Origin of the sequence: Pseudonocardia ammonioxydans (assembly GCF_900115005.1) — a bacterium.
Taxonomy (GTDB): Bacteria; Actinomycetota; Actinomycetes; order Mycobacteriales; family Pseudonocardiaceae; genus Pseudonocardia; species Pseudonocardia ammonioxydans.
This window is the reverse complement of record NZ_FOUY01000053.1, coordinates 1-23,420: the sequence shown is the minus strand read 5'-3', so window position 1 is coordinate 23,420 and position 23,420 is coordinate 1. Positions and strand designations below refer to the sequence as shown.

Sequence of the window (23,420 nt, the reverse complement as noted above, 5' to 3'; positions counted from 1 at the left end):
GGCGTGCGCCTCCTCAGTGGCCCGGTCGGCCGGTCGATCGCATTGCTGGCGGGGCTGAGCGTGTTGCTGGGGGTGGTGGTCGCTGGAATGGCCTTCCCGGTGGTCGGCGGGCTCGGGATCCTGTCGAACGAGGCAGGTGACAGCGTCACGTCCAGCTCAGCCGACCTGGTGAACAACCCGGCGCCGCTGACGACCACGGTCACCGACTCCGACGGGCGCCCGCTGGCCTACCTGTTCGACCAGAACCGCACCGAGGTGGCCAACGACCAGATCTCGCCGACGATGAAGGCGGCGATCCTGGCGATCGAGGACCGCCGGTTCTACGACCACCAGGGCGTCGACTGGCAGGGCACGCTGCGTGCGGTCGTCGCGAACTCGACGTCCGGCGACGTCGTGCAGGGCGCGTCGACCCTGACCCAGCAGTACGTCAAGAACTACATGCTCTACGTCGACGCCCAGACCGAGGCCGAGCGGCTCAAGGCGACCGAACAGACCCCCGCCCGGAAGCTGAAGGAGGCGCGGATCGCCCTGCAGCTGGAGCGCCAGCTGTCCAAGGACGAGATCCTCAACCGCTACCTCAACATCGTCTTCCTGGGCAACGGAAGCTACGGCATCGCGGCGGGCGCCCGGACCTACTTCAACACCACGCCGGACAAACTGACCGTGCCGCAGGCCGCGTTGCTGGCCGGCATGGTCCGCTCGACGACCCAGTTCGACCCGGTGCAGAACCCGGAGACCGCGACCCAGCGGCGCAATCTCGTGATCGAGCAGATGCGCCAGCAGGGCATGATCGACGACGCCCAGGCCCGCCAGGCGACGGCCGCGCCGCTCGGCATCGCGGACCCGCTGGTCCGGATCCCGAACGGCTGCAACGGAGCCGGTGACACCGGCTTCTTCTGCAAGTACGTCGTCCAGTACCTCACCGAGGCGGGCTTCTCCGAGGAACAGATCAACCGGGGCGGCTACACCATCCGGACGACCCTGGACCGCCGGGCGATGCAGGAGGTCAAACGGGCACTCGACGCGGAGGTCCCGCCGCGGACCCCGAACGTCGCGAACGTGATGTCGCTGGTGCAGCCCGGTCAGGACGCGCACCGGGTGCTGGCGATGGGGTCGAGCCGGACGTTCGGCCTCGACGCCGACGCCGAGGAGACCAGCTTCGGCCTGCCGTATCAGCCGGTGAACCTGGGCGCCGGCTCCACGTACAAGATCTTCACCGCAGCGACGGCGCTGGAGAAGGGGCTCGGCATCAACTACTCGATGCAGGTGCCTCCCTCGGGCTACGCCTCACCGATCTACGTCGACGGCAGCGGCCGCCCGATCCCGGTCGCCAACGCCAGCGAGGGCCTGCCGCCGCGCATGAGCATGACCGACGCGCTCGCGCAGTCGCCGAACACCGCGTTCATCAAGCTCGAGGAGTTCACCGGGGTCCCGGACATCGTCGACATGGCGGTCCGGCTCGGGCTGAAGTCGCTGGCCACGACGCCGTTCGTGGATCCGGGCAGCGGCGAGCGCACCGACCGCTCGATCGCCGAGGTGATCAAGGAGCAGGAGCTGGCGTCGTTCACCCTCGGTGTGACGCCGACCAGCGTGCTGGAGCTGGCCAACGTCGGTGCCACGCTGTTCTCCGAGGGCCGGTGGTGCCCGCCCACACCGATCGACTCGATCACCGACGCGAACGGCGAGATCGTGCCGATCACCGAGGAACCGTGCCAGCAGGCGGTCGACCCCGGCCTGGCGAACACCCTGGTGACCGGGATGAGCCAGGACGACATCTCCGGGACGTCGGCGGCCGCGGCCCGGGCGGCCGGCTGGTCCCGGCCGATGGCGGGCAAGACCGGTACGACCCAGCAGAACAAGTCGGCGGCGTTCGTCGGGGCGATCCCGGAGATGTCCGGTGCGGTGATCACCTTCGACAACTCGAACTCCCCGCGCCCGCTGTGCGACGGCGGCAACGGCCCGTTCGCCTGCGGCGAGGGCAACATCTTCGGGGGCAAGACGCCCGCCCGAACCTGGTACGGCGCGGTGACGCCGCTGGTCGCGGGTACGCCGCCGACCCCGCTGCCGGCGACCGACCCCCGCTATCTCGACGGTGGTGCGGAGTCCCGGATCCCGGACGTCGTCGGCCGCTCGGCCGCCGACGCCCGCGGTGAGCTCGAGGGAGCCGGCTGGCAGGTGACGACCCGGACGGTCGACAACCGCGCCACCGAGGGAACCGTCGTCGGGCAGGAGCCACGGGGGGCGGCGCTGCCGGGCGAGCCGGTGACACTGCAGGTCAGCAGCGGCACGGTGCCCGCCCCTCCGCCGCCTCCCGGCTCGCCACCCGCGGTCGGACCCCCCGCCGGGCCACCGCCACCGGAGGAAGGCGCAGACGGCGGCGACGGTGACGGTGGCTGATCAACCGGTCGTCTTCGCGGTGGAGCCCGGGTCTTCCGAGCCCTCGGCAGAACCGGCCCTGGACCGGCTCGGTAGCAGCAGGGTCACCGGCGACGAGGTTGTGCCGACGGTGAGCCGCCCGCCCTCGCTCTCGGCGAGGCGGCGTGCCAGTGGCAGACCCATACCGCGTCCGACGCCCCGATTCGTGAGGGCGGAGCTCGGGACCCCGGGGCCCTGGTCGCCGACGTCGATCGCGATCGCGTTCTCGCCGACCTCGCGAGCGGAGATCGACACATCCCCGGCTCCGTGCAGGAGCGCGTTATCGAGCAAGACACCGAGGATCTGCCGGACGGCGGCAGACGAGGCGTCCGGCTCGGGCAGGGAGCCCGGGAGCAGGGAGGAGAACGAGCGGCCGTCCCGCGTCAGGCGCGGGCGCCACTCGTCGTCGAACTCGGAGAACAGGCGTGGGAGGTCGGCCGGCGCCGAGGTCGTCTGCCGTTCACGCGCCAGGGCGAGGAGCTCGTCGATCGTCCGCTCGAGCCGGTCGATCGACCCCAGCCCGTACTCGATCTGCGGTCTCGTCATGGGCTCCGCTGCGTCGAGTGCGGACTCCAGTCGCAGCCGCAGACCCGCGAGCGGGGTTCGGAGTTGATGGGAGGCCTCCGCCGAGAACGCGCGTTCGCGGGCGAGGAGGTTGTCGAGCCGGCATGCGGTACGGCTCAGGGCTCCGCTCACCCGGTCGGTCTCCGCGATGCCGCTGCGCTTCGGGCTGATGCCGAAGTCCCCGTCGCCCAACCGGTCCGCGTCGTCGACCAGTCGGTCGAGAGGTCGGGACAGGCGCAGCGCCAGGCGGCGAGCGAGCAGCCATGTCGACACCAGCACGACCGCGGCCAGAGCCGCCATCCCCAGCCAGATCGGCATCACGGATGCGTAGACCTGTGACGAGGGCGCGGTGGCGCGGACAACACCGACGATGTCGTGGAGGCCGCTGACCGGGACGGCCACGACAAGGTCGTCGGCAGGCGGCAGCCCGGTGCGCCCACCGAGGACGTAGTCCACCGCGGCGTCACCCTCCGAGGGGCCTGCTCCGAGGAGCAGTGCGCCGTCGGCGTCGTAGAGCGCCACGGCAGCGTCACTGGGGCTGTCCGGAAGCGCGCGCGGCACGCGGTCGTGAGCCATGTCGCTCTGCACGCTGCGCGCCGCGAACCCGGCCAGCCGCTGCAGGGACGAGTGTTCCTCGGAAACAGCGAACTCGGCCAGGCCGATGGCCAGCGGTATCCCGAACAGCGCGACGGCGAACGTCGCGGTGATAAGGGCCAGTCCTACGACCCGCGACCTCATCGATCCGTCCCTTCGCCGCCGTTCGGTGGCCACTCCAGGCGGTAGCCATGTCCCCGCAGGGTCGTGATGCGGGGTGCCCGGTGCGCGGAGAAGGACGCCAGGAGCCTGCGCAGATTGCCGACGTGGACGTCGAGTGTCTTGGTCGGGCCGTTCCAGTGCTCGTCCCACACGTCCGACAGGAGTTGGTGACGGCTGAGCGCCGTGCCGGGTTCCCGCGCCATGCGAGCGAGCAGGTCGAACTCCTTGTTCCGCAGCTCGACATCTGTGTGCCCGATCGTCACGCGCCGGCCGCTGAGGTCGATCCGCAGGTCACCGAGTTCGATGACCGGGGTCGTGGCCTTCGGTTCCGACCGGCGAAGGTGCGCGCGGACCCGGGCCAGGAGTTCTGCGAGACGGACGGGTTTGGTCAGGTAGTCGTCCGCGCCGGCTTCCAGGCCGACGATCACGTCCATCTCCGCGGTTCGGGCGGTGAGGATGACGATGATCGCCTCGGGCAGGGCCGTCCGCATCCGGCGGCACACCTCGGTCCCGTCGATATCGGGCAGGCCAAGGTCGACCAGGATCAGGTCGAAGGGAACCTCGGCGACCGCGCTCAGCGCCGTCGCGCCGTCGGTGCGCCACACGGTGTCGAAGCCGTGGCTCCGCAGGTTGGTCTGCAGGAGGTCTCCGATCGTATGGTCGTCCTCCACCACGAGCACCCGTACCGACGAGGCATTGGCTCGCACGTTCATGGCGTTGTCCACCGGCGGCCCTTCGATAGGTGACCTGCCGCGACGATGAAGACGGCGACGTAGACTCCGACGGTCCCGAGGAGGACGAGCGCGGTATGCCACAGGTCGGTGGCCGGGCCGACGCCACTGACCGCGACGACGGCGCCTGCCCCGAGCGCCGCGGTCGCCGCGGCGAGAGCCGGGCGGAGCAGCGCTCCGGCGGCTCCTCGGAGCGGTCGCTGTCCCGTGGTCCGCACGATGAGCCGGGCGGTGCAGACCAGCCCGACCGTGTAGGCGAGCGAGAAGGCCGCGCCCAGCCCCACCACGACGTCCCCGGCGGGCAGCAGAAGCGATGCCAGAACGGCCAGCAGCGACTGGATCAGGGCGATCACGATCTGCACCATCGCCGGGCCCCGGGTGTTCTCCCACGCGTGCAGGGTCCGAACCAGCACGAACTGGAACGAGTAGATCACGACGGCCGGCGCGAAGGTCGCCAGCACCAGGCCCATGAACCACGTGTCGGCCCCCGGGTTGCCGGGGAACAGCAGCCGAGTGATCAGCGGCGCGGTGATCAGCAGTGCGAACGCCACGGGCAGGAGCAACCGACCCGACCGCACCAGGGCCTGCGTTGCCGCACGGGCAACGCTGTCGAGGTCGTGCTCGACGGCTGCGCGGGCCATGCGCGGGAAGGCTGCCGTGACGACGGAGACCGCGATGATCGCGTGCGGGACCAACATGATCATGTTGGCGTTGGTGTACTGCGCCAGGCCGGCCGCGTGGTCGGCGGTGTCTGCCGCGGCCGCGCCGGCCGCATTCGCGACGATCGCGGTGATCGAGTACGCGATCTGGTTGGCGGCGACGAACAGGACGGTCCAGCCGGCGAGCCGCAGGGAACGGCCGATTCCCGCTGCCCGGATGTCTCTGCGCGGCCGGACGCGAACACCTGCCGCGCGCAGCGCCGGCAGCAGGACCAGGACCTGGACCAGTACGCCGGCGGTGGCGCCGCCGGCGATGGCGAGGACCTCGCCGGGCGATACCGTCTCCGCCGCGTTCGCGTCCGGCCCAGTGGCGATCCCACCCAGGAACAGGAACGGAACCGCGGCGGCGATCCCGACGACGTTGTTCGCGACCGGGGCCCACATCATCGGCCCGGGCCGGTCCCGGGCCAGGAGCACCTGACTGAGCACCGCGAAGATCCCGTAAAGCGGAATCTGCGGCAGGCACCACGCCAGGAACGCGGCGAGGAGAGCGGTGTCCCGCGGCGGCCAGGCGCCGCCCGTGTAGAGACGGGCGATCCACGGGGCCAGCAGCACCCCGAGGACCGTCGCAGGAAGCAGGACGAGCAGGGCAACGCTGAGAAGGCGTCCAGCGAACGCGTCACCCTCCTGCCGCCCGTTCGCGGCGGCCCGGATCAGCTGCGGGACGAACACGCTGCTGATCGCACCGCCGGCCAGCAGGGTGTAGACGATCGAGGGGAGCGTGTTGGCCAGGGTCAGCGCGTTGCCCACCACGTGGAGCCCGAAGGCCGCGGCCCAGACCGACGCACGGATGAAACCCAGGACCCGGGACAGGGCGGTGGCGACCGCGAGCCCCGACACCCGAGCCCCGCGGGTCACAGCCCCACCTGGCCTCGCGACGGAAGCCCTCACCGGGTCACCGCCCGGGCAGCCGGCTTACCCGGAGTGATCCCGACGTGCACGTGGTCGCGGTGGACCGCGTCGGTGAAGTACCCGGGCCCGGCGACACGGATCGGCCCGCCGACCTCGGTCGCCCCGGCCTCGCCGGCGGCCGTCATCACGGCCTCGAGGCGGCCGCCGTCGCGGAGCTCCTCGACCGGCACGCCGTCGATCGCCCTGATGTCGAACGCCCGACCGACCGCATGGTTGGACAACCGGCTGGTCGGATAGACCGTGCCGGGGTGACCGGTGGCCGCGACCTGCACGTCGATCCTGGCACGGGCTCCAAGCCGCTGCAGGACACCCAGGATCGGGTCGCCGACACGACGCTCGACGATGTCGGCCCGCACCGGCTCGGGCAGGACGAGGGCGGGGTCCCCGAGCACAGCGCGTCCGAGAGCGGTCGGCCCACCGGCGCGGGCCGGGGCGAGAGGCGGGCGAGGGGGAGCGACCGACGCCGTGACCTCCCACCGGCCCGCGAGCAGGACGAGCCGGACGTCGAGCACCAGCTGTCGCACACCGTCGTGCCCGGTGTCGCCCCAACTCTGCTCGGCGAGCACGATCACGCTCGCCGTGGTCGCGGTGAGGCCACCCTGTTGCGCGAACACGACCCGTGTCCGTGCGCGGGGGGTGGGGAGATCGACCAGTTGCGGTGCGACGGCGCCAAGGGCTGCGGGGTAGCCGGCCGCGACGACGCGCTCGCTGGCGGCGGTGGGCTCGATCTCCTCCCAGCTGCCGACCGCCTCGACGAAGGCGACGGCGGCCTCCTTCGACAGGTCCCCGCGACTGGTGCGCGGAGCCGTCGCCACGTCGTCGGGGACAGGTGCGCTGGTGACCGGTGCAGGCGTCGGTGCACCCGCATCGAGGCGTGGCGAGGCCGGCGCGGCGCCGGCACATCCGGCGGTGACGAGGACAAGCAGCACGAGCGCCGCGGCCGGGAGCAGCCGGTCGCGGCGCGTCGCGCTCCGTGCAGCGGAAGTCATGCACGATCCGTCGTGGCCAGACAACGCCCGAAGTGCGCGACCGGCACGCCGTCGCGGGTCCGGCTCCGGTGGAGCCAGGTCCAGCCGGTGTGTTCGTAGAACCGCACGGCGGAGTCCGGTTCCGTCGCGGTCACCAGCTCGACCCAGGAAACCCCGAGGCTCGTACAACGGTCGAGGTAGATCTCGATCAGCCGCCGTCCGACGCCGGCTCCACGGGTCCCCGGATCGACGGCGACGGCGGTCAGCTCACCGGTCGGTTCCTCGCGCTCGAGTGGTTGCGCGGTGGGCGTGCCCGAGCGTCCCCGCCAGAGGCGGGCGGCGTAGGTCGTCGCTCGACAGCGCAGGAACGTGGCGAGAAGCCGCGGGCGGGCCACGAGAGCGAAGAGGCCGTGTCGGATGAGTACTCCCCGGTGGCGCCGCAGCAATTCGCGCCGGAACGCGCGGCGATCCGTGGTACCGACCAGGAACCCGACGACCGTTTCGGCGCTGGCGTCGTCGCTGCGCTTGATCGCAACGAGGCCGATGGCGTGGGGGCTGTCGAGGAAGGCGGCCTGCCAGCGTGCGACGAAACCCGTGCCGAGGCGCGGGAAGAAGCCGATCGGCAGGTGTGCGACATGCAGGCCGGCCATTGCGGACAGGTCGTAGGTCGTCGCGGTACGGACGAACACACGCGGACGGCGTCCGGCGGGCCGGGGAGGGCCGTTCGGTGCGGTGGGAACGGGAAGTGTCGCTGCGGATGCTCGATGCCGACACGTCGAGATGACGCCCATGACAGAACTCCAGGCGGGAAGCTCCGGAACACCGGAGACGGGGGTGATCGGGCCATGGGCCGCCCGAACACCCGTGCGAAATGTCTCGGCGAGGTCAGGCGGCCAGCGCCGACACCGGGGGGCCTCGTCGGGCGACGTCGCGGACGATCGACCACTGGGGCACGGGCAGCGCCGGTTCGTAGCCGACCAGGCGCGGCGAGCGGACCGGCCGCTTGGGCGTCGAGGCGATGCGCCGGATCAGCGCGACCAGCAAGGGACGCAGGGCAGCAACGAGGCTGCCGAGCTGCTGAACCTGGGTGACGGCGACGACGATCAGTGCCCCCAGGACGACGTGCACGACCGAAAGCGACATCTCCCCGGAGTGGTCCGTGACCGGCGGGACCAGCTTGGTCGAGGCGTGCAACGCCGGCTGCGCCACGACAGCGCCGTTGACCATGGCCAGCAGTCCCTCGTACCGACGTGCGGTGACCAGGCGCGCGAGCGCGACCGATGCCGCGACCACGCCGACCGTCGCAGCGTGCACGGGGTGTTCACCGGCCGCCAGGTCCATCCCGATCGCGAGGACGGCGGTCGCGAGGGCGGCCACGAGCAGCGCCCGCGTCGAGGAAGGACGTGCGTCCGCCAGCACGACACTCCTCCCCTCAACCGGACCGAGTGGCATCACTCGGACGTTTTTACGGTAGCGCAGGGCAGCAATTGATCCGGCGCAGGCACAGATCGGCGCTCGACTGTGCCGCTGGACGTACGACCTACCTCTTGTAGACGCGGTCCTCTTGTGGACGCGACCTGGCGATCCTGTGTCAGTCAATGGGTGGCTATGGCTTCTTGGTTCGGCACACGTCGCGTGCCGCCATCCGCTCGTAGTGTGACGGTCCGCAACCAACTGATCACTACAACATCAAGTAGGACGATGAACTAACGAATTGAGCCCGACGCGCAGGCCTGGTTTCAGGAGCTGCAGATCGGCGACAAGGTCCAGGCCACCACCGCCTCGGTCGAAACGGGGAACGGGACGGTCGTTCCATGCTGACTGAGGCGCCGCCGGCTCGTGCGCTGTGACGGGCCGGCGGGGCGAGGGTCTTCAGACGGGGACGGGGCACCACGCGCGTACCGGACGACTTCACACCGAGCCACTGGCGAACTCAATCAGTGGGCGCGGCCGCCTGCACGATCGTGCGGGAGAACGGGGTGCACGCGTCGACACCACACGTCGCGAACCGGTTCATCATCCAGGCCGTGCTCGGCGAACCGCTGACCCGTCTACGGCTCCGGAGGTCAGACCCGCGGCGTGATCGACATACGCGACACCGTCGACTGCGTGCGGCTCGCCGTCGAGAACCCCGCCGAGCGTGGCGAGTTCCGGGTGTTCAACCAGCTCACCGAGTCGTTCTCGGTCGGCGAGCTGGCCAAACTCGTGGCCGATACACACCCCGGCACCGAGATCACGCACCTGGACACCCCACGGGTGGAAGCCGACCAGCACCACTACCACGTCGTCTCCACCGGCCTCGCCGAGCTGGGCCTGCGCCCGCACCTGCTCGCCGCCACCCTGATCACCTCGATGTTCGAGCTGGTCGAGCGGCACGCCGGCCGGGTGAACCGCGCCGCGCTGCTGCCGGCCATGCAGTGGCGCCTGCCCGGACGATGACGTCGGGGCGACAGTGGCCCGGGCCACAGAACACGCCGGTGGGGCTGTCGGCGGTGCACGCACCCGTCGCCGGACCCGCCGTGATCGGGTCCGCCACCGCTTCTCACCGACGCCACTGCAGCGACGAGAAACGAACGACGGGCGGGCCCCATCCTGGAGCGGACGTCCCGCGTTGAGCACTCGCAGCCGAGGCGATCGCCGTGCTGGTAGTCGCATCGGCCCGCCCGTGCGGCGCGGTGGCGGTGGCGCCCGCCCCCAGCGGGCCCCGGATGTCGCCAGACCAGCCATCCGGCGGGTGCAGCCTGCACCATCAGGACGAAGCGATAGCCAACGGCAGGTATACGCTAAGTGACGATCTTTCGTCGAAACGGGTACCGCATTCACGAATGGGGGGTCTTCGTCGCGAAGCGGCCGGGGTCAGCCATTCACCGTGGTCGTCGACCTGCTGGCGCCTACGCCTGAGACGCCGCACTCTCTAACCGCTCTGACCTGCAGTGTTGGTGGAGACATCGATGGTCGTGTCCATAGCCGCGCCCCGATAGGACGTCGTGCACGAGTTGTGTGATGACGCACCAACGCCGGGATGCACGGACGGGCCTGCCGATGACGCTGGTACGGTTCGGCTACTGTGAGCAACCTCGTCGGCGTGCAGGGGACACGGGTGCCAAGATCCGGTGCCCGCCGCGCCGTGGTACTCCTCGCCCTGTCGATGGTCATGCTGATCTGTGGGCTGCACCTGCTCTTGCCGGTCCACGGCCCTGAGCTCGTCGCCGGTGAATCCTCGACGCAGCTGACAGGGTCGCAGGCGTCCGCGGGCGTCGCGGCTGACCAGTCGCCCGACCACGGAGACCAGATCGGTGCCGAGCGCCCCGCCGCTCCGCATTCGCATTCGCATCCTGATGCTCCTGTGTGCCATCAGGACGGAGCCCACGACGAGTCGACTCTCACTGCTCGCGCTGATCGTCCCGTCCCACCGGACGTCTTCGCTGGAGCGGGCGTCGAGATCCGCGTAGCGGCCGCGATGCGGGCACCGCCGCGGATACACCGCGCAGTCAAGACCACGCCCGCTCGAGCAGAAGGTGGGCGTCACCACTTAGTCCTGGCACAGATCTCGCGGACGTAGAGGCCTCGGCGACCACGGACCAGATCCCGGTCGTCGTTTCTCGCGCCCCTACATCGCTCCCTGGTGGTGCGGCACATGCCCGCGCCCGAATGAGGTCTGTCATGTCCACTTCTTTCACGACTCTTCCCGCCGATGCCCCCGGCGTCGCTGCGCGACGTTGCTTCCAGCTGACCGACGTCGTCGGCTCCACACCGACGGTGTGGATCGACGCACCCTTCAGCTCTGCCGGACGGGGGTTCTGGGCCAAGCTGGAAGGCACCAACCCCGGCGGGATCAAGGACCGCCCTGCCCTGCATATGGTCGAGCAGGCCCGTCAACGCGGTGATCTCGAGCCGGGCGGGCGGATCGTCGAGTCCACCAGCGGCACCCTCGGTCTCGGCCTCGCCCTGGCCGGAATCGCGTTCGGGCACCCCGTCACGCTGGTGTCCGACCCGGGCATGGAACCGCTGATGTATCGGCTCCTGTGTGCCTACGGTGCCGAGGTGGTGACCGTGCAGAGCCCGGCGGCGTGCGGTGGGTGGCAGCAGGCCCGCCGCGACCGCGTCGCCGAGGTGCTCGACCAGCACCCCGGCTCGTGGTGCCCTGACCAGTACAACAATCCCGACAACGTGAGCGCTTACGCGCCGCTTGCCGACGAACTGCACGCCCAGCTCGGAGACATCGATGTGCTCGTCTGCTCGGTCGGCACCGGAGGCCACTCGGCGGGCATCTCCCGCGCGCTCCACCAGCACCTGCCCGACCTGGAGGTCGTCGGGGTCGACACGGTCGGGTCGACGATCTTCGGTCAGCCCGCTCGACCGCGCCTGATGCGGGGGCTCGGCTCGAGCATCCATCCCCGCAACGTCGACCACAGCATCTTTAGCGAGGTGCACTGGGTCGGTGCGGATGAGGCAGTCTCGGCGTGCCGGGCGATGGCCAGCGCCAGCTACTCCAGCGGAGGCTGGAGCGTCGGCGCCGTCGGCATGGTGGCCGGTTGGCTGGCCCGGACCCGGCCGGAGGGCACCCGGATCGCTGCGGTCTTCCCCGACGGCCCGCAGCGCTACTTCGACACCGTCTACAACGACGAGTTCTGCGCGGCGAAGGGGATCACCGTCGGTGCCCCTCCGCTGCACGACCCGGACGAGATCGACCGGCCCGACGCGGTCGAGGTCCACCGCTGGACCCGCTGTGCCACCGTGCTCCGGCCTGCAGGACGCGAGAGCTGATGCGGGTACTCGACAGATACCGGTCGTTCGACCGGCCGGTCCAGCTGCTGCTGCTCAACCAGCTGACCATCAACCTCGGCTTCTACATGCTCATCCCGTACCTGGCCGACCACCTGTCCCAGGGGCTCGGGCTCTCGGTGCTGATGGTCGGCTTGATCCTCGGGGTACGGAACTTCTCCCAGCAGGGCATGTTCCTGGTCGGGGGCAGCCTGGCCGACCGGTTCGGCTACAAGCCGATGATCGTGGCCGGCTGCGCCTTGCGCACCGGCGGATTCGCGCTGATCGGCCTGGTCGACAACGTCCCGGCGCTGGTCGTGGCCTCGGCCGCGACCGGATTCGCCGGGGCGCTGTTCAACCCGGCCGTGCGCGCCTACATCGCCCATGACACCGGTGAGCGGCGCGTCGAGGCGTTCGCCCTGTTCAGCATCTTCTACCAGGCGGGCATCCTGATCGGCCCGATCGTCGGACTGGCACTGACCGGCATCGGCTTCGCCGTCACCTGCCTGGTCGCCGCCGCCGTGTTCGCCGTGCTCACGGTGCTGCAGATCCGGGCCCTGCCGGCCCGCCGCGGTGACGGCGGCGGCGACGGCGATCGGCGCCCGGTCCTCGCGCAGTGGCGCGACGTCGCCACGACCCGGGGCTTCCTGCCCTTCTCGGTCGCGATGATCGGCACCTACGTCTTGTCGTATCAGGTGTATCTGGCGCTGCCGTTGCACGCCCGAACCCTGGCCGGCGACGGGAACCTGGGCACGGCGTTGGTGACAGCGTTGTATGTCGTGTCCGGCGGGGTCACCATCGCGGCCCAGATGAAGGTCACCGCCTGGTGTCGTGCGCGGTGGGGGCCGGCGGGCTCGCTGAGCCGGGGCCTGGTCGTGCTCGGCGTGGCCTTCGTGCCGCTGCTCGCCGCCGACGGGTTGCTGGTCGCGCTGCCCGACGTCAGCGCGGTGACCGCGACGGTGCTGGGGGTGACGGCGTTGCTGTCGACCGCGGCGCTGCTCGCGATCGGGACCGCCGTGGTCCTGCCGTTCGAGATGGACACCATCGTCGGGCTCGCTCGCAACCGGCTCGTCGCCACCCACTACGGCTTCTACAACACCGTGTGCGGGGTCGGCATCCTGCTCGGCAACGCGGGGACGGGCTGGGCGATCGACCTGGCCCGCTCGCTCGGCGCCCCCTACGCGCCGTGGTTGGTGTTACTGGTGATCGGGCTGCTGTGCGGGTTCGCCCTCGCGGTGCTGTATCGGCGCGGACTGCTCACCGCACCCGCCGAGGACACCCAAGCAGCGCAGAGCGAACCGGATGGCGACCCCCCGACCACCCAACTGTGGGCGGTCGGCCAGCACGACGACAGCCCGACCCGCCCGCTACCGGCTATCCGTGCTGCCCAGCAGCCGCCGGCTCCCACGCCGGTGGAGACGACGCGGCCGCTGGCCGACCTGCCTGGGGCCGCCCGACGATGGTGACCCCCGCACGAGCGGACAAGCCCAGCCGTCCGCGACGACCACCGAGCGGCGCGTCCGTCATGGGGCGGTGAACGGCGTCGGACACGCCGCCGTGGCGTTGCGGCGGCTGGGTGTTCGGCTGCTCGCCGTCGGTGTCGTCGTGGGGGTCCTCGCCGCGGGGCTGGTGTTGGTCCGGATCGCGATGGGGCACTTCCTCACCCCGGTAGCGATCAGGCCGGATTGCCTGCCCCCGGCAGCGGCCGTGCCCATCTCCGCGACCGGCCCCAGCGGACTCGGCGCCGAGCAACTGGCCAACGCCGCAACCATCGTCGCGGTGGGCCGGGACCGCGCGGTCCCGGAGCGGGCTGTGTGGATCGCCGTGGCCACCGCGCTGCAGGAATCCGGCCTGCGCAACCTCGACTACGGCGACCGTGACTCGCTCGGGCTGTTCCAGCAACGCCCGTCGATGGGCTGGGGCTCGGCCGAGCAGGTCACCGATCCCCGGTACTCGGCCGCGATCTTCTACGACCGCCTGCTGCAGATCCCCGGATGGGCCGACATGGAGCTGTGGGAGGCCGCCCAGGCGGTCCAACGCTCGGCGTTCCCGACCGCCTACGCCAAATGGGAGGACACCGCCGCGAACGTGCTCACCGAGGTCGGTGACGGGGCGGCGCGAACCACCGGGGCACGCACGACCGCGGACGGCGGCAGCTGCGCCGACCCCTCGAGTGCGGTGATCGGCGACGACCCGCGACCGCGCCCACCCGGCTGCACCGAGGACGACCCCACCACCCGGGGCTGTGTGACCCCCACGACGCGGTTCGCACTGGAGCAGGTGCGGACCGCCTTCGGCGCGCTCAGCGAGACCACGTACCTGACCTCGACACGCTGCTTCGCCGACCGCCCGGCGAACCCGACCAGCGACCACCCCCTCGGGAAGGGGTGCGACCTGTTCCCTGGACCCGCCGGCAGCTTCGCCTCCGGCCGCGACGTCGACGACGGCTGGGTGATCGCCGAGTGGTTCCGGCGCAACGCCGTCGCCCTCGACGTCTCCTACGTCATCTGGCAGGGCCAGATCTGGCTACGGCCCCAGGCAGGTCCCGGTCGGTGGAGCGACTACACCGGCGGCGGGGTGTACGACCCCGCCGACCCGGTGGGCGGGCACTACGATCACATTCACGTGTCGTTCCGCCGCTAGCCGACCCACTGCTCAGGCGATGCGCGCCAGCGTGGCGCCGCCGTCGGTCGACCGGTGGATGCCGTCGTTGGTCACGATCGTCAACCGGCCCCCGGGCTCGGCGGTGATGGCCTGCGGCGGGCTCTCGGTACCGGCACGCCGCTGCCAGGTCGCGCCCCGGTCGGTGCTGGCGTGCACCGTTCCGTCCGGCCCGATCCCGTACACGGCGCCGTCGCCCGCCCACGACACGAAAGCCAACAGCGGGCTACCGGTGACGTCGCGGAAGGTGGAGCCACCGTCCTGGCTGGCGGCCACCCCGTTCTCGGTCGTGGCCAGCACCCGGGCCCCGTCGGAGGGGTCCACGGCGATGTCGAGGGCATCCAGCGCGGCACGCTCCTGCCACGTGCGACCGCCGTCGCTACTGACCATCAGCAGGCCGCGGGTGGCGTCGAGCCCGACAACCGAGGTGCCGCCGACGTCGAGAGAGTGGAAGTCGACCTGGCCCTGCAGGCTCACGGGCTCCCACGTCGTGCCCGCATCAGTGCTGCGGACGAGCCCGACCGGGTTCGGGGTGCCGGCGTCGTCGGGGGCGGGGTGTCCGCTGGCGAGAAAGGTGCGGGGCCCGGCGACGGTGAACCCCATCAGGTCCGGCCCCGCGGCCTCCGGCGGGTCCTGGCGAGGAACCAGTGTCCCGTCGGGGGCGAGGGCGAACAGCCCGTAGTGGCCGGCAACGACCACGCTGCCGCCAGCAGGGTCGACGCCCACTCCGTGTACGTGTCCGACCGGGGCGAAAAGATCTGCGGTGGTGGTGTTGGCGGCGGTGTCCGAGGTGTCGGACGCACTCCCGGCGCCACAGCCGGCCAGCACGAGGGCGGTGCCGGCGGCAAGGAAGGCATGGGCCCGGCGCGGTCGGACTCTGCGCTGGGGGAGACCTGTGCGGTGTGCGGGCGATCTGTTGACCATGGGACGGAGGATTACCTTTCTGCGGGGCGCGGTGACCCGACGATGCGTCCGCGACGTCGGGCTGCGGGGAGCCAAGCGACGGCGACGGCGGCGGCCGCGAGGACGATGTAGGGGCCGTCGCCGAGACGGGTGTACGGGGTGAGGCCGGTGCGCAACGTGACGGGCTCGCGCAGCAGCGCCGGATCACCGAGGGGCGACAGTGCGCGCACTGTCCCGTCGGGGTCGACAACGGCCGAGTAGCCAGTGGGTGCGGCTTGGACGACGCTGCGTGCGCTTTCCAGCGCGCGCAGGCGTGCCGCGGCGACTTCGATCGAGGGGACCTCGTCGGTGACATACGACGAGGCATTGGTCGGGACCAGGACGAGTTCGCCACCGGCACGGACCGCTTCCCGAACCCGGTCGGCGAACAGCACCTCGTAGGAGATGACGACTCCGAGCCTGCGGCCGGCGACGTCGAGAGCCGCCGTGCCGTCGCCCACGATGGCGTCCCGGGGGACCAGCGCCGTCAGATCGGTGATCTTCTCCAGCAAGGCCCGACCGGGGATGTACTCGCCGAACGGCACGCGATGTTCCTTCTCGTAGCGCCCGGTCTGCTGGCCGCGGGCGTCCCACAGCAGCGCGGCATTGCGGAACCCGCTGCCCTGCGTCTCCGTCACACCGGCGATGACCGGGGCGGCGAGCCGTCGAGCCAGTTCGGCGACGGCTCGGTCGTTCGGTCCGCCGGTCACCGGCCCGCGGGAGGTGATCACGTTCTCCGGGAACAACACGAGGTCGGGAGATGCGGTGATGTCGCGGGCAACAGCCAGGTGCCGGTCGGTGGTGTCCTGCGGATCGGTGAAGACCGCCCGCAGTCCCCGCGGGCCCCCGCCCTGCACGATCGCGGTGTCCAGCCGGCCTGTGGCGGTGGTCGTGGCGGCGGCGACGGCGGCCCCGACCGGTGGGATGGCGACACTTCCGGCGAGGGTCGCGGCGAGAACGACGACCCGCTGTCGACCGGTGGCCGTGATTGTGGCCGCGAGCCCGGCCCCTGCAGCGGCGGCGAGCCCGGTGACCAGTAGTGACCCACCCACGGGGGCCGCATCGGCAAAGGGGCCGTCGAGCTGGCTGAGCACCAGCGCGGGGAGCGGGAATCCGCTGAAGGGGAACGCAGTCTGAGCGGCGTCGAGCAACATCAGCAACGCCGGCACCGCCCACCACCCGTGCCATGGGCGTCCCGGCGTCGATCCCGGCACGGCGCAGGCCACCGCGACGAGCAACGCCGTCTCGACAACCGTGACGGCCAGATAGCCGGCCACAGCGAAGTCGGACAACCAGTACAGCGACGAACTGAACCACACCAGACCGGTCGCCGCGCCGATGCCGGCGCGCTGGCGAAGCGTGCGACCTCGAAGCGCCAGAACCCACATCGCGACACCGAGTGCTACCAGTGGCCACCAGCCTCGAGGGGGAGCTGCTGCCGCGAAGGCGGCGCCTGCCGCGAGCGCCAAGACGAAGCTTGCCCGGAGACCGAGCCGGCCCCGCCCGCGCCGTGGCGTCGCTTCTGTGCCTGATGCCCTCTCGTGTCCTGACGCCGGAGAGTGCGGCGCAGGCTGTCGTGGGCACCGGTCTCGGTTCGTCACGAGCCGGCTGCCAGGAGTGGGTGGCCTGCGTCCTGCCAGGCTTGCATCCCGCCGGCCAGGTCGGTGAGATTGCGGTAGCCGAGCGTGGCCAGTGTCGTCGCAGCGGCCGCGCTCATCGTTCCGGTCCGGCAGTACACGGCCAGCGCAGCGGCTCGATCTGCCGGCAGCTCCGCGACCCGCTCGCCGATCTGGTCGAACGGGATCGAGGCGTCGGTGCCGGCGATGGAGCCGTCGTCGGGCGTGTGCACGTTGACGACCACGACGCCGTCTCTGTCCACCAGTTCGGCGAACTGCGCGGCATCGACGAGCCGCACCGGGGACGCCGCAGCGCCGGTGGAGACGGTGGCAGCGCTCGGTGCTGCGGCCTCACGGGCTGTCGGGGTGCTGGCGCAGGCGGCAAGCAGGACGAGCGCGGCGAGAGCGATCGTTGCGGGACGCACGAGGCCGAGGCCGGGTCGACAGGTCATCGCGGTGCTGGCTCCAGTGGGCGCGGCGGCTCGGTCGAGGGAAACGAGACCCTCTTGTGGTCCTATGTATCGTAGGAGATGCCGTGATGGCGATGCCGCGCACTGCACCCCCCTCCGCGGTAGCGCACATCGGCACCGCCCGGTGCGGCGGGCGGACCGGTGGGCATCGGCCCACTGGTCCGTTCCCGCTGGCCCGCGATGTCTCACCGGTTGCGGACGTGGTCGCACGGCGAACCGTGCCGTACGAGGCACCAGTGGCACCCGCTGCGCGCGGTTCGACGCGCTCGCGGCGTCGTTGCCACCGGGGGAGACGAGGCATCCCGGCTTGTTCACTGGTACGTCGCGTTGGAGCAGGTGGCGGCGCTTGCGGTCTCACTCGGCAGCCAGACGTGCAGGTGGAAGGGGTCAGGGTCTGATCGTCCACCCCTCGACGGCGTCGAGATCGACGAGCTGACCGTTGCCGTCGAGCATCGAAGTTCTGTCCGTCGATCGTGAAGGACATCCCCATCGGGCCAGAACCCGTTGTTCCCATTCTCTGGTGCCCAACACACGACAGCGACTGCCTGCTCCGGGACCACCTTCGATGAGAGGCAGGACAGCGGGCGGCGTCTCTCTCAACGAAGCGGCCCCACGCCTGGGCTCGATGCTCTTCCAGTCACGGCGAGGGTCTCGTCGCGGACGGGGTCGATACCGATGACCCGGTGGCCGGCCGTCCGACCTCGCGTGCCCGCGCGACACACGATGACCCAGTCAGTCGCGATCACACCTCGACGCGCCCCGGCGCGAAGGCCCGGAGCACAGTCGTCACGATCAGCTCCGCAGCATCGGAAGGGTGGATGTTCGCCCTTCCGACCTCGTCGGCAGCACCGTGGATGAGCCGATGCAGAACCGCGACCATCCAGGAGATGGGGAGGTCATCGCTGAACACACCGTCAGCTTGTCCTCGTTCGAGTACGCGTACTGGACGCTCGGCCAACCTCTCATGGAGCCGGTGGATCCGCTCTGAGGTCAGTTCCTTCTCTGCGGCGGCGACAAGACTGAGGGAGCGACCGGTGTGCTCCCAACTGGCGCGGATGTAGCGCGCCAGTGCTTCCCGCGGTGGACCGTGAAGATCGACCGACTTCAGGGCGACATCCACCTGCTCGAGTACGTGCACGACAGCCGCATCGACGAGTTCCGCCCGAGAAGGGAAGTGCCCGTAGACGGTCACCCGGCCGACCCCGGCCTCCTTCGCGACGTCGGCCACGCTCGCCTCCGGGCGGCGCCCTAGGCAGTCCGCCGCTGCCTCGACGATCGCCTCGATGTTGCGGCGAGCGTCCGCTCGCCGGGGTCCACCCGAGGCCATCTGCTCTGAGTCAGCTCCCATGAGTTCGAACATACATGTTTGACTTAGAACGGCAACTAGGTAACTCTGACAGTACTATACGAGTTAAGGAGGTTGCTATGCCCGACTCGACCGGCACGACGCCGGATTCCAGAGTGGTCGCACACACCGGACGCTGGCGGACGCTGGCGTTGCTCGGCGTTGCGCAGTTCATGCTGATCGTCGATGTCACCGTCGTGGCGATCGCGCTACCCCACATGGGTGCCGACCTGGGCCTGTCCCGCGACGCGCTGACATGGGTGACGAGCGCCTACACGCTCACGTTTGGCGGTCTGATGGTGCTCGGAGGACGTGTTGCGGACCTCATCGGACCACGCCGGCTCGTCCTCGCCGGCCTTGCGGTGTTCACGATCGCGTCGCTGACCGCCGGTATCGCCGATGGGGCGGCGATGTTGATTGTCAGTCGGATCGCGCAGGGCGTCGGCGCAGCCATGCTTTCGCCGGCGGCGCTGTCTTCGGTCGTGCGACTGTTCGACGGCGAGGAGCGGAACAAGGCCCTCGGAATCTGGTCCGCCATGGGCGGCGCCGGCGGCGCGGTCGGAGTACTGCTCGGCGGAGTCCTGACCGGCGGGCCGGGATGGCCGTGGATCTTCTTCGTGAACATCCCCGTCGGCGTGGTGATCCTCGTCCTTCTGATCCGCATGCTCCCGGCGTTGCCCGGGGTCCCGGTGCAGGAGCGCCAGGGAGTCGACGTTCTGGGTGCCGTGCTGATCACCGGCGGGACCGGCCTGGTCATCTACGCTCTGATCGGGGCCGGTGATCGGGGCTGGCTCGCCCCCGTCACGGTCGGCCTCGTCGTCGCGGGCGCAGCACTGTATGCGGCCTTCGTCGTCTGGCAACGACGGGTTCGATCCCCGCTCATGGATGTCGAGCTGATGACCCGCCGCTCGGTGGGGTCGGGGACCTTCGTGATCCTGATGGCCACGGCCCTCATGGTCGCCATCTTCTTCCTCGGCTCCTTCTACCTGCAGGACGCGATGGGCCACAGCGCGCTCACGACCGGCCTGCTGTTCCTGCCGGTCGCCGGTGCGACGATGCTCGGCGCCAACCTCGCAGGCTGGGTCATGGCGCGCGTGGGCGGCCGGGCACTGGCGCTCGGCGGGTTACTTCTCGCCGCACTCGGACTGGCCGTCCCCGCGCTGTGGGCGGGGACGCTCAGCATGGTGCTCGGGCTGAGCGCAGCCGCTGCGGGGATCGGCTCGCTGTTCCTCGTCGCCTCGGCGACGGCACTGGGGCAGGTCGAGCCGGAGAAGTCGGGCGTTGCGGCCGGCATCGTGAGCACCTTTCACGAGTTCGGAGCGTCTATCGGCACCGCCGTGGTCTCGAGCATCGCGGCAGCAAGTCTCATGACCGGCTCGGGCGAGGGGTTCGGCAGAGCCTTCGGCGTAGCGGCCGTGATCGCACTGGGCGCCGGCGTCCTCGCGACATGCTGGATCCCGGCACGCGTTCGCACGAGCGGGACGACCGATTGAGGCGGCCGGATCAACCCTGGTGCCGCGACGGCACCGCGGGCTCCGTGGATGGCTCGCCCCGGCCGGAATCAGGATGATGCTGAGGTTCCGCCGCTTCTCCGGGAACCTGGGGGAAGCTCAGTCGATCCACCGGCTCGTTCTCGCGGTGCGCCGGAGAGCGGGTCGCGGTCGCGACTGGGAGCAGCAGCGTCACCGTCGACGGGACGGTACCGACGGTGAGTCGTCCGCCTTCGCTCTCGGCGAGTCGACGGGCCAGCGGTAAGCCCATACCGTTCCCGATGTGTGCGTCGGTGAGAGCGGCCGTCGGGACACCGGGCCCTTCGTCGCTGATCTCGACCGCGATCGCGTTCTCGCCCAGCTCGTGGACGGCGACCGACACCGCCCCGGCACCGTGGAAGTAGGCGTTGTCGAGGAGGACACCGACGATCTGGCGGACGGCGGCCGCCGATGCGTCCGGCCGGGGAAGAGAATCCGGTAGCCGGACCGAGAACCTTCGGTTCTCGAGGGCGAGGCGAGAACGCCACTCCTCGTCGAACTCGGAGAGCAGCGCGGAGAGATCGGCCGGTGCTGAGGTCGTCTGACGTTCGCGTGCCAGTGCCAGGAGCTCGTCGATCGTGCGCTCGAGCCGGTCGATCGAACCCAGACCGTCCGCGATCTCTGCGGTCGTCATGCGCTCGGGCCGGTCGAGAGCGGACTCCAATCGGAGCCGCAGGCCGGCCAGGGGAGTGCGTAGTTGATGAGAGGCTTCCGCTGAGAACGCTCTCTCGCGTGCGACGAGGTCGTCGAGCCGCCGTGCGGTTCGGCTGAGGGCGGCGCTCGCCCGGTCGGTCTCCGCGATACCGGTCGAATCCGGGGTGATACCGAAATCCCCATCTCCCAGCCGGCCCGCGTCGTCGACCAGGCGCTCAAGCGGACGGGACAGACGGATCGCCAGCCGTCGCGCGAGCAGCCACGCTGACACCAGCACGACAGCGGCGAGGCCCGCCATCCCCAGCCAGATGGGGACCAGGGCGCCATAGACTTGAGACGGCGGTGTGGACGTACGAACCACACCGATGATGTCGCCCGTGTCGCTGACCGGGACCGCGACGGTCAGGTCCTCGACCGGCGGTGGGCCGGCGCGGTCGCCGAGGACGTAGTCGACCGGCGGGTCGCCGTGCGCGGGGCCGTCTCCGAGCAGCAGCGTCCCCTCGTCGTCGTAGAGGGCGATCGCGGCATCGCCGGGGCCGTCCGGCAGGCGTCTCGGCACGCGATCGTCGGTCATGTCCTCCTGCACCGTGCGAGCGGCGAACCCCGCGAGACGCTGCAGTGAGGAGCGCTCCTCCGCCACCGCAAACTCGGCCAGTCCGATGACCAGCGGTATCCCGAACAGCGCCACCGCGAAGGCCGCAGCAGTGACAGCGAGTGCCACGATCCGCGACCTCATCGATCGGACCCTCCGCTGTCGGGCAGCGGCATCGCCAGGCGATAGCCGTGCCCGCGCGGTCCTGTGATGGCGGAACCGGATACGGCGGGAAGGCGCGAATCCTGCGCAGGACCCCGACCCGACCGTTGAGTTACTCGGCTAGTGTGCACTGGTCAGCCATCGCAGCGAGCACCTCCCGCGGCCCCGTGTAGGGATCACGGCCGTGGGCAGTGCGGATGTTGTCGACGACCAGGAGGTCACCGCTCTGCCAGGGCTCGCGGACGGCGTTGGCGGAGTATGCCTGCATGATGTGGGAAACGAGGTCCCAGCCGATGGGGGTGCCGTCTCCGAAGCAGGTGGTGGCAGGTAGCCCGTCGGGCCCGAGCAGGTCGCGCAACTCGTGGGCTGTTTCGGGGCCGAAGACCCACTCGCTGTAGTAGGCGATCTCGTTGAACCAGCAGCGCACTCCCGTGATCGGGTGCCGGACAACGGCCGGGCGGCGTTGCCGGGTGCGGAGCTGTCCGCCGCGGCGCCACTCGAACTCGATGGAGTGTGCTCGGCAGTAGTCCTCGACGCCGTGTCGGTCACCGATACCGAAGGCGTCTGACCAGGACGGACCGACGTCGCCGTTGTAGGTGCGCACCAGCATCCATCCCTCACGCTCACAACGTTTCACCAGACTCGCGGGCAAGGCCGTGAGCACGGTGGAGGAGTCGACGAGGACTGTGGCGCCGCCGAGGACGGGCGGGGACAGGCAGACGAACATCATCGAAGCGGGGAACCAGTCGCGGTACGACAGCTCGTGGTGCGGGCACATCGGGATCCCGTGTGGCCATCGCGTCGTCGAGTAGACGCGGTCGGTGTAGGGCACCCGCGGTGCGAAGGCCTCACGCTCGGCCATCAGGTCGTCGGCGAGCATCCGTACCACGTCGCCGGCCAGGATCGAGTCGTAGAGCCCCAGACCGCGGACCAGCACCGCGCCGTGGTCGACTACGGCGCTACGGAGCGCTCGCCTCGTTTCGAATGCCCACTGCAACGGGTCGTCCGGGTCGACCTGCAGGAGAGCAGGCGTGCCGGGGCGGCGTTCGACCTGGAGCTCCACGCTCTGGGGAGGCCGGGATGAGAAGGTCATGTCGACTCCCCATGGTGCGCGGTCGGCGCTCATGCCGACGTCGGAATGGATCTGGTGGGCAGCTCGCGGGCCGGGTTGGCGCCCCAGGTCTCGCCCGCGGGGACTTCCTCGCCCTTCATGAGGAACGAATCGGCCTCGATCACGGCGTCATCGCCGACGGTGATGCCGTAGTGCACGAAGGCGCCGATCCCGAGCGTGACCCGCGACCCGATGACGGTGTGGTCCGACTTGAACGCGCCGTCTTCCTGGGAGTGGTTCTGGACGATGCTGCGCTCATTGAGCGTGCAGTCGTCACCGAGGCTGATGAATGGCCGCTCGACGAACGCGGCGCCGTCGTCGAACAGGCGCGCACCGACCCGCATGCCGAGCATGCGTAACAGCAGCCCTTTGAACGGGGTGCCGTTGAACAGCAGCAGGTAGCTCGGAGCGGGGACCTTCCAGAACCGTTCGTGCCCCCAGAAGATCGGCTCGTAGATCGAGCACCCCTTCGGCGCCCGCAGGAGCAGTCGCCGCACCGACCGGTCGAC

18 protein-coding genes and 1 pseudogene are annotated in these 23,420 nt (G+C 70.5%); 6 read left to right on the top strand and 13 right to left on the bottom strand.

All coding sequences use genetic code 11. From position 1 onward, the window contains the following. Positions 1-3: 3 nt before the first annotated feature. Positions 4-2,397, top strand: coding sequence for a penicillin-binding protein (locus BM093_RS30105; protein ID WP_342743050.1), 2,394 nt, complete (start codon positions 4-6; stop codon positions 2,395-2,397). On the opposite strand, the gene BM093_RS30100 is transcribed toward BM093_RS30105, so the two are convergent. The 6 genes from BM093_RS30100 to BM093_RS30075 all read right to left on the bottom strand — a co-directional run bounded on the left by BM093_RS30100 (position 2,398) and on the right by BM093_RS30075 (position 8,484). Then, on the bottom strand, positions 2,398-3,717 hold the full coding sequence (locus BM093_RS30100; protein ID WP_093354675.1) for a sensor histidine kinase: 1,320 nt from the start codon (positions 3,715-3,717) through the stop codon (positions 2,398-2,400). It lies immediately after the preceding gene. Next, positions 3,714-4,448 (bottom strand): response regulator transcription factor, encoded by a 735-nt coding sequence (locus tag BM093_RS30095; RefSeq protein WP_093354720.1) that lies wholly within the window; start codon positions 4,446-4,448, stop codon positions 3,714-3,716. The genes BM093_RS30100 and BM093_RS30095 overlap by 4 nt, the downstream gene beginning before the upstream one ends. After that, a complete protein-coding gene (murJ, locus tag BM093_RS30090; RefSeq protein WP_177238790.1) occupies positions 4,445-6,043 on the bottom strand; it encodes a murein biosynthesis integral membrane protein MurJ in 1,599 nt (532 codons plus the stop codon). The genes BM093_RS30095 and murJ overlap by 4 nt, the downstream gene beginning before the upstream one ends. Positions 6,044-6,072: 29 nt before the next feature. Beyond that, on the bottom strand, positions 6,073-7,086 hold the full coding sequence (locus BM093_RS30085; RefSeq protein WP_085915399.1) for a hypothetical protein: 1,014 nt from the start codon (positions 7,084-7,086) through the stop codon (positions 6,073-6,075). After that, entirely contained in the window at positions 7,083-7,856 is a 774-nt protein-coding gene (locus BM093_RS30080; RefSeq protein WP_093354666.1) for a GNAT family N-acetyltransferase, read from the bottom strand. Before BM093_RS30080 ends, BM093_RS30085 begins: the two co-directional genes overlap by 4 nt. A gap of 94 nt (positions 7,857-7,950) precedes the next feature. Then, positions 7,951-8,484 (bottom strand): hypothetical protein, encoded by a 534-nt coding sequence (locus BM093_RS30075; protein WP_085915401.1) that lies wholly within the window; start codon positions 8,482-8,484, stop codon positions 7,951-7,953. Positions 8,485-9,065: 581 nt separating this feature from the next. Here BM093_RS30075 and BM093_RS30070 point away from each other — a divergent pair. The 4 genes and pseudogenes from BM093_RS30070 to BM093_RS30055 form a co-directional block, all read left to right on the top strand. Then, positions 9,066-9,504, top strand: a pseudogene (locus tag BM093_RS30070) (NAD-dependent epimerase/dehydratase family protein); the annotation flags it as partial. Between the two features lie 1,224 nt (positions 9,505-10,728). Next, positions 10,729-11,832: a PLP-dependent cysteine synthase family protein gene (locus BM093_RS30065; RefSeq protein WP_425439213.1), complete on the top strand. Its 1,104-nt coding sequence runs from the start codon at positions 10,729-10,731 to the stop codon at positions 11,830-11,832. Beyond that, positions 11,832-13,295, top strand: coding sequence for an MDR family MFS transporter (locus BM093_RS30060; protein ID WP_093354652.1), 1,464 nt, complete (start codon positions 11,832-11,834; stop codon positions 13,293-13,295). Before BM093_RS30065 ends, BM093_RS30060 begins: the two co-directional genes overlap by 1 nt. Positions 13,296-13,362: 67 nt before the next feature. Further along, positions 13,363-14,472, top strand: coding sequence for a VldE C-terminal domain-containing protein (locus BM093_RS30055; protein WP_093354647.1), 1,110 nt, complete (start codon positions 13,363-13,365; stop codon positions 14,470-14,472). Positions 14,473-14,484: 12 nt separating this feature from the next. On the opposite strand, the gene BM093_RS30050 is transcribed toward BM093_RS30055, so the two are convergent. The 4 genes from BM093_RS30050 to BM093_RS30035 all read right to left on the bottom strand — a co-directional run bounded on the left by BM093_RS30050 (position 14,485) and on the right by BM093_RS30035 (position 18,845). Further along, positions 14,485-15,414 carry a F510_1955 family glycosylhydrolase gene (locus BM093_RS30050; protein WP_342743049.1) on the bottom strand — a complete coding sequence of 310 codons (930 nt, stop codon included), beginning with the start codon at positions 15,412-15,414 and terminating at the stop codon, positions 14,485-14,487. An 11-nt stretch (positions 15,415-15,425) separates the two neighbouring features. Next, positions 15,426-16,901, bottom strand: coding sequence for an apolipoprotein N-acyltransferase (lnt, locus tag BM093_RS30045; RefSeq protein WP_218162991.1), 1,476 nt, complete (start codon positions 16,899-16,901; stop codon positions 15,426-15,428). A 128-nt stretch (positions 16,902-17,029) separates the two neighbouring features. Continuing rightward, complete coding sequence (locus BM093_RS30040; protein WP_093354633.1) at positions 17,030-17,500, bottom strand: rhodanese-like domain-containing protein; 471 nt, start codon at positions 17,498-17,500, stop codon at positions 17,030-17,032. 760 nt (positions 17,501-18,260) lie between these two features. Next, the gene (locus BM093_RS30035) at positions 18,261-18,845 is read right to left on the bottom strand and encodes a TetR/AcrR family transcriptional regulator (protein ID WP_093354715.1); all 585 of its coding nucleotides are present in this window, start codon (positions 18,843-18,845) and stop codon (positions 18,261-18,263) included. A gap of 98 nt (positions 18,846-18,943) precedes the next feature. On the opposite strand from BM093_RS30035, the gene BM093_RS30030 reads away from it, so the two are divergent. Further along, positions 18,944-20,356, top strand: a complete 1,413-nt coding sequence (locus tag BM093_RS30030; RefSeq protein ID WP_093354628.1) for an MFS transporter — start codon at positions 18,944-18,946, stop codon at positions 20,354-20,356. Between the two features lie 10 nt (positions 20,357-20,366). Here BM093_RS30030 and BM093_RS30025 read toward each other — a convergent pair whose 3' ends face one another. From BM093_RS30025 to BM093_RS30015, 3 genes are all read right to left on the bottom strand, one after another. After that, on the bottom strand, positions 20,367-21,767 hold the full coding sequence (locus tag BM093_RS30025) for a sensor histidine kinase (RefSeq protein ID WP_093354710.1): 1,401 nt from the start codon (positions 21,765-21,767) through the stop codon (positions 20,367-20,369). Between the two features lie 145 nt (positions 21,768-21,912). Next, the gene (locus BM093_RS30020) at positions 21,913-22,893 is read right to left on the bottom strand and encodes a TauD/TfdA family dioxygenase (protein ID WP_093354622.1); all 981 of its coding nucleotides are present in this window, start codon (positions 22,891-22,893) and stop codon (positions 21,913-21,915) included. 29 nt (positions 22,894-22,922) lie between these two features. Then, the coding region (locus BM093_RS30015; RefSeq protein ID WP_281248746.1) for a DapH/DapD/GlmU-related protein at positions 22,923-23,420 on the bottom strand (498 nt) is incomplete at its 5' end.

Bases quoted from the DNA above. Each gene is read 5' to 3' on its own strand.
- BM093_RS30100 (WP_093354675.1), bottom strand. From the start codon at position 3,717: ATGAGGTCGCGGGTCGTAGGACTGGCCCTTATCACCGCGACGTTCGCC.
- BM093_RS30095 (WP_093354720.1), bottom strand. From the start codon at position 4,448: ATGAACGTGCGAGCCAATGCCTCGTCGGTACGGGTGCTCGTGGTGGAG.
- BM093_RS30085 (WP_085915399.1), bottom strand. From the start codon at position 7,086: ATGACTTCCGCTGCACGGAGCGCGACGCGCCGCGACCGGCTGCTCCCG.
- BM093_RS30080 (WP_093354666.1), bottom strand. From the start codon at position 7,856: ATGGGCGTCATCTCGACGTGTCGGCATCGAGCATCCGCAGCGACACTT.
- BM093_RS30065 (WP_425439213.1), top strand. From the start codon at position 10,729: ATGTCCACTTCTTTCACGACTCTTCCCGCCGATGCCCCCGGCGTCGCT.
- BM093_RS30060 (WP_093354652.1), top strand. From the start codon at position 11,832: ATGCGGGTACTCGACAGATACCGGTCGTTCGACCGGCCGGTCCAGCTG.
- BM093_RS30050 (WP_342743049.1), bottom strand. From the start codon at position 15,414: ATGGTCAACAGATCGCCCGCACACCGCACAGGTCTCCCCCAGCGCAGA.
- BM093_RS30040 (WP_093354633.1), bottom strand. From the start codon at position 17,500: ATGACCTGTCGACCCGGCCTCGGCCTCGTGCGTCCCGCAACGATCGCT.
- BM093_RS30035 (WP_093354715.1), bottom strand. From the start codon at position 18,845: ATGGCCTCGGGTGGACCCCGGCGAGCGGACGCTCGCCGCAACATCGAG.
- BM093_RS30030 (WP_093354628.1), top strand. From the start codon at position 18,944: ATGCCCGACTCGACCGGCACGACGCCGGATTCCAGAGTGGTCGCACAC.
- BM093_RS30020 (WP_093354622.1), bottom strand. From the start codon at position 22,893: ATGACCTTCTCATCCCGGCCTCCCCAGAGCGTGGAGCTCCAGGTCGAA.